A 5,119-nucleotide genomic window follows, 5' to 3' on the forward strand; every position below is an offset into this window, starting at 1 on the left:
TTTTTCAAATATATCTATCACAAATCAAATTATATCAACAATAAGAAAAGGCTGTTCCAGATGAACAGCCTTTTCTTTATTTACTTGAAATCTCTTTATTGTTTTGAACGTCTAACGGAGCTCGCTTCCCTATTCCAAAAGCATAGAAACTAATTGTAACGATAGCTAAGAAAATAATACCTACAACTAGTGAAATACGAGTATCATCGTTAAACCACATTCCGATTAATACCATAATTAAAAAGGCAATCGTTAAATAGTTTGTTACAGGAGCAAATGGCATTTTGAACGGATGATCTTTCATCTCTGCTCCCTTTTCTTTTCTAAAACGAATTTGACTAATTAAAATGACGAACCATGGTACCATACCAGGAAGTACGCTCGCACTATATACATATACGAATAAGTTTTTCGGTGCAATATAGCTTAATACAACACCAACCGCTAAACCGATAATTACGCCAACTGTACCAAATAAAGGTACACCATTTCCAGAAAGTTTTGTGAAATATTTTGGTGCTTGTCCATTTATCCCTAACGTATAAAGCATACGTCCAGCACTATAAATACCACTATTACAACCAGACATTGCCGCTGTAATTACAACGAAGTTAATAAGTCCAGCTGCTGCCGTAATACCAACTTTCGCAAAAGTCGCTACGAACGGGCTACCAATTGTACTTAATTGATCCCACGGATACACAGTTACAATAACGAAAATAGCACCAATATAGAATATTAAAATACGCCAAATTGTACTTTGAATTGCTCTTGTAAGTGTCTTCTTCGGATTTTTCGCTTCACCAGCAGTAATCCCGATTAATTCCACACCTTGATATGCTCCAACTACAAGTGATAATGCAAAGAAGAATCCTGAAAAACCACCTGTAAAGAAACCGCCATTTGACCAAAGATTAGATATACCAATCGCTTCTCCACCGTTACCAATTCCGAAGAAAATAAGACCAAATCCCGCAATAATCATTAATAGAATCGTAACAATTTTAATCATCGCGAACCAAAATTCAAATTCACCAAATGACTTAACAGAAATTAAGTTAGCTGCACCAAGAATGACCATGGCAATTATACCTGGTATCCAAGCTGGTAAATCCGGGAACCAATATTGCATATACGCTCCAACCGCGATAATTTCTGACATCCCAACGATAACCCACTGGAACCAGTTACTCCACGCTGTCATATAACCAGCTAGCGGATGAATATACTTATGACCGAATGTCGCAAATGAGCCTGTACTTGGCTCCATATACAACATTTCTCCCATGGCACGCATAATGAAGAAGATAAAAATACCTGCAATTGCATAAGCAAGCATTACTGACGGACCTGTCCATTTAATTGTGCTGGCTGACCCCATAAACAAACCAACACCAATCGTTCCGCCTAAAGCAATCATTTGAATATGACGTGCTTCTAAACCTCTTTTCAATTCTTTGTTTGCCACTTCACTTCCCCCTCTTAGATGATTCATAGCCGCATTTTAAAACAAGATGCTTTCCCCTAATTCCTTTCGGCCCTGAAAATGATGAAGCAAACGTCATTTTACACTAGCTTTAAAGCTATCCTAAAATCGTTTTGTGCTCCTAATAAAATTCTCAAAACCTTCATCTTCCAATATTCTATAAATCTTAAAATTACTTACCTTATATTAATTCATTAATCTGAAAAATTCAATTATTTTTTCAATAAATTATTATACATAAGCCTGCTTAATTTTTAACTAAATTAACAATAAAATACATCTATTCAATATGATTCCGGTATGAATATTATTACAATATAAATAACCAAGGATGGCATTTCTTCCTCGGTTTCACATCTCATGTACTTCAATCTTCATAGTTGATAACGTGATTTCCCAAACGTTAGATTCATATACCAATCAGAAATTTAATATATTAATAAATTACTAACTTCTTTAGTCCAGTCCAATTTTGAGGCATAAAATATAAAAGAGTCTCATTTTTAATGAGACCCTTTTACCATTTCATATTTAAATTGCTTTTGAAGTTTGTTTACCTAAAATAAACACTTTAGTAAACACCATCATAATAACTACAATAACCAGAAAATAAAGTGGCATCACCAGTAACGAGCCTGTATGCAGCTGACTCATTCCCAAAATTGTCACCGTTACAATTATATAGTACCCTAAGCTAAACAATGCACCAGCTGTACCAATAACATCTTGAAAATCTACTAATGCTAAACTTAAACAATTAGGTAACGCTACTCCAATTCCTAATAGCAATATAAACATCGCTACTAAAAATCCAATCATATATATTATATTTGGATTTGATCCAACTGAAGTAATAATAGATAAAACGACTGCTCCACCTGTCATTACAAGACAACCGATATATATAATTTTCTCTGGCTTATAAGTAACCAGTAGACGTTTTGAAACTTTCGCTCCAACAATAGAAGCAGACGCAACAACAATTCCTAAAAATCCATACGTACTGGGTGATAACTGAAAGTATTCGATAAAGATAAACGGTGCTTCTGCATAATAGCTAAATAAAACACCATTTGCTCCTCCAATTAATAGCCCATATGTTACTACTTTCGGATTTGTAATTAATCTTTTCAATACTGAAAAGACATTTATTTTATTTGTCACTGAGTCTGTTTTTGTTTCTGGAAGAGAAACAAACGTATACAGAAAAATCCCGACACTCATAACAACTAAACTTAAAAATACTATTTTAAATCCAAACATTTGATCAAGAAAGCCCCCAACTAGCGGGCCTATCGCTGGTGTAAAAGCAATGACTGCCGAAATTTGAGCAAACATAACATGGCGTTTATGCCCATCTACACTTTCCCGAAGAATCGTTTGTGTAACCACGGATCCTGCACTTGCTCCAAACGCTTGAATAAAACGACTTAGCAATAAAACTTCAATGGAATTTGCAATAAAGCACAAGAAACTCCCAACGCCATATACGACAATTCCAAGTAACATCGCCCGGCGACGACCAATTATATCTGATAACCAGCCAATAAAAAATACACCTAACGCAAATCCAGCAAAATACACACTAAGTGTTAACTGCACCTCATTATTACTTACCTGTAATGCCTTTGAAATGTCTGGTAAAGATGGTGTGTAAATCGTTTCACTAATTTGCGGAAATGCGACAAGAACAATCATTAACAAAAGTGATGGTACTGAGACTTTTTTCATTTTTCATACCCTCCTATAACTTTGAAAATCCCAGAAATAAAAAGACTTTCCTTAGCTACGGAACAGGAGGGGCCATTATAGAAATCCGGTCATAAAACAACAAAGAAAACACCTCAATTACGTATGTTAATACTTATAGGAGGGTAATATTAACATCGATTTTTAAATATACTTTTTCAATTATATTACATATTACTTTTATTTTTCTAGTATTAACTATATTAGTGAACAACTAATACACGCCATAGAAGATAACTACTTGATATAACCACCTTATTATGGAATAATTAGAAATAGTTTGAATCTATAAACCTAATTATAAAATGATATACTCATATATTCCTAATGTCATAAAGCTGAACAAGTAGGAGGACTTTCGTAATGATTGAAATTTTAAGGACAGTAGTAAACTTTCTAATTTCTCTATTCTCAGGAGAATTACCATTTGTATATTATGTATGGATTATTACCCTATTCCTAATTCAAATAACCCAATCTACTCTAAACTATAAACTCTTTAACAAGAAAGACAATTTCAGCACTTATATATTGGAAGGATTACTTGCTTTTATTATTTTATTGTTTGGAGGAATATTAGTATCTAAGTTACTTGCTTACATAATAGAAGACCCTACTATTAGTATGACGAATTTAACACATTATTTTGTTTCTCTTATCATATTAACTATATTTGTCGTAATAACCTGTGTTAAAGACTTTATAGAGACATCTATAAAGAATAAAAATATATCTCTTTTTAGCTTTTTAGTAATTTCCTTAATAACAAGTATACTTTCATTCAAGTTTTTATCACCTTTCATTGAAGGTTCTTTTTCTCTTTCTAAATCTTTTATAACTACTTTAATCATTCTAGTAACTGTATCCATTCCTCTATTAATTTCTTTAGAGGAAAAATATGCAGATGAAAAGGAAAAGGAAACGGAAAATTTATAGCTTCTCATTTATATAAAAGAAAGAGGGAGCTCCCCTCTTTCTTTTATATTGTTCTATTTCACAAGACTAAATCATTCCTTTTAATATCAATCCTAAAACTGACATTATTATCGTACTAATAATAATTCGCAAAATCCAAGTTGTGTTTGTACTTATTTTTTCTAATTGCTTATTGATTGTTGCTATGTCTTTCTCATTAATAGTGGTACGCGTTTCTAAATTTCGAATGTCTCGCATAATTTCTTTTTGCTCCGCCTTGAGACTGTCAATTTTAGCGTAAACATCTTCCATATATTCACACCCTCTGTTCATCTTAATAGAAAAATCTATATATATTATGAGACAACCCTCTTACCTGTGAATACATTCCGTATATCCGCGTACCAAATTATTTGTACATTTTAATTGAATTACTCACATGTTTCCATTCTTCTATTTATAAATTAGCGTTAAGATACGTTCAAATTAGAAAAAGTATCCCTTGTTTATTTAACAACAAACAATGTGCAATCCAACATTCGGGAGCACCTACGATAATTTCTATTATTTTCATATTTACAACTCAATATAATCAGTATGATTTTCTGAAGAATCCACTTTTTGAACTGCTTAAAGTATACTAATATGAATACGAAATAGCTGTATTGATAAACTCTCTAGAACAATAAATATACTGGCTGAAACGGATCTAAATCCGATATTTTTCCCAGTAACATTAATAGTTATTTCTGACAAATGCATTTGTATATCATTGTTTTCAAAAATTTCATCCTCAACCTTTACAATATCTGCTTCACAATCTACTTCTTTAAAAGTTTTCAATAATTTTGTTTCCAAAAAACTACAATCAAAGTTCTCATCTTTTATTACGGCAAATTTAACCTTCATATCCATTTCCCCATTTTTAAAAAACTAAAATCATTAAATCAATATAAATATATATTATTC

The 5,119-nt window shown here is 32.2% G+C and carries 5 protein-coding genes; 1 reads left to right on the forward strand and 4 read right to left on the reverse strand.

The window, feature by feature from the left end; translation table 11 throughout:
* Window positions 1–76 precede the first annotated feature (76 nt).
* Entirely contained in the window at window positions 77–1,468 is a 1,392-nt protein-coding gene (locus tag CN409_RS30915; RefSeq protein ID WP_001284408.1) for an amino acid permease, read from the reverse strand.
* Between the two features lie 549 nt (window positions 1,469–2,017).
* Complete coding sequence (locus tag CN409_RS30920; RefSeq protein WP_000758019.1) at window positions 2,018–3,217, reverse strand: multidrug effflux MFS transporter; 1,200 nt, start codon at window positions 3,215–3,217, stop codon at window positions 2,018–2,020.
* 381 nt (window positions 3,218–3,598) lie between these two features.
* Between CN409_RS30920 and CN409_RS30925 the strand changes: the two genes are divergently transcribed.
* Window positions 3,599–4,171: a DUF5823 family protein gene (locus CN409_RS30925; RefSeq protein ID WP_000570041.1), complete on the forward strand. Its 573-nt coding sequence runs from the start codon at window positions 3,599–3,601 to the stop codon at window positions 4,169–4,171.
* 66 nt (window positions 4,172–4,237) lie between these two features.
* On the opposite strand, the gene CN409_RS30930 is transcribed toward CN409_RS30925, so the two are convergent.
* Together CN409_RS30930 and CN409_RS30935 are read right to left on the reverse strand one after the other, a co-directional pair.
* The gene (locus CN409_RS30930; RefSeq protein ID WP_000390464.1) at window positions 4,238–4,462 is read right to left on the reverse strand and encodes a hemolysin XhlA family protein; all 225 of its coding nucleotides are present in this window, start codon (window positions 4,460–4,462) and stop codon (window positions 4,238–4,240) included.
* A gap of 318 nt (window positions 4,463–4,780) precedes the next feature.
* On the reverse strand, window positions 4,781–5,059 hold the full coding sequence (locus CN409_RS30935; protein ID WP_000864999.1) for a hypothetical protein: 279 nt from the start codon (window positions 5,057–5,059) through the stop codon (window positions 4,781–4,783).
* Window positions 5,060–5,119 lie beyond the last annotated feature (60 nt).

Source organism: Bacillus sp. AFS012607, assembly GCF_002558005.1.
Classification (GTDB): domain Bacteria; phylum Bacillota; class Bacilli; order Bacillales; family Bacillaceae_G; genus Bacillus_A; species Bacillus_A thuringiensis_S.

Excerpts from the sequence above, each read along its gene's own strand:
- CN409_RS30920 (WP_000758019.1), bottom strand. The coding sequence starts at position 3,217 with ATGAAAAAAGTCTCAGTACCATCACTTTTGTTAATGATTGTTCTTGTC.
- CN409_RS30935 (WP_000864999.1), bottom strand. The coding sequence starts at position 5,059 with ATGAAGGTTAAATTTGCCGTAATAAAAGATGAGAACTTTGATTGTAGT.
- CN409_RS30925 (WP_000570041.1), top strand. The coding sequence starts at position 3,599 with ATGATTGAAATTTTAAGGACAGTAGTAAACTTTCTAATTTCTCTATTC.
- CN409_RS30930 (WP_000390464.1), bottom strand. The coding sequence starts at position 4,462 with ATGGAAGATGTTTACGCTAAAATTGACAGTCTCAAGGCGGAGCAAAAA.